General features: G+C 60.8%; 1 protein-coding gene. It reads right to left on the bottom strand.

Annotated features, from left to right (window positions below; all coding sequences use genetic code 11):
• The coding region (locus tag SB689_RS24290) for a hypothetical protein (protein WP_410694571.1) at nucleotides 1-232 on the bottom strand (232 nt) is incomplete at both ends.

Genomic DNA, 232 nt, shown 5'->3' with positions numbered 1-232 from the left:
CTGGCAGGCTCCTGCTCACGAGTGTCGTGAGTGCAGGTGGCAATATCGTGACCGAATGCTGACACCACTGCTTCGACTATCACCGCGCTGTAGCGATCCACTGCCTGCACCTCGGCGCGGGCGTTGCGAGCACGTGCAGCGGCAATCCCCTTGATCGCGTTCACCACGGAGCCCAATTGGCGAACGCTGTCGATATGGGCGCTGATCTCGGCCATGCGTTCGCTCATTTTTC

Origin of the sequence: Chryseobacterium sp. SIMBA_038, assembly GCF_046535115.1 — a bacterium.
Lineage (GTDB): Bacteria > Bacteroidota > Bacteroidia > Flavobacteriales > Weeksellaceae > Chryseobacterium.
The sequence above is the reverse complement of the archived record's forward strand: the minus strand, read 5'-3'. Positions and strand labels throughout refer to the sequence as shown.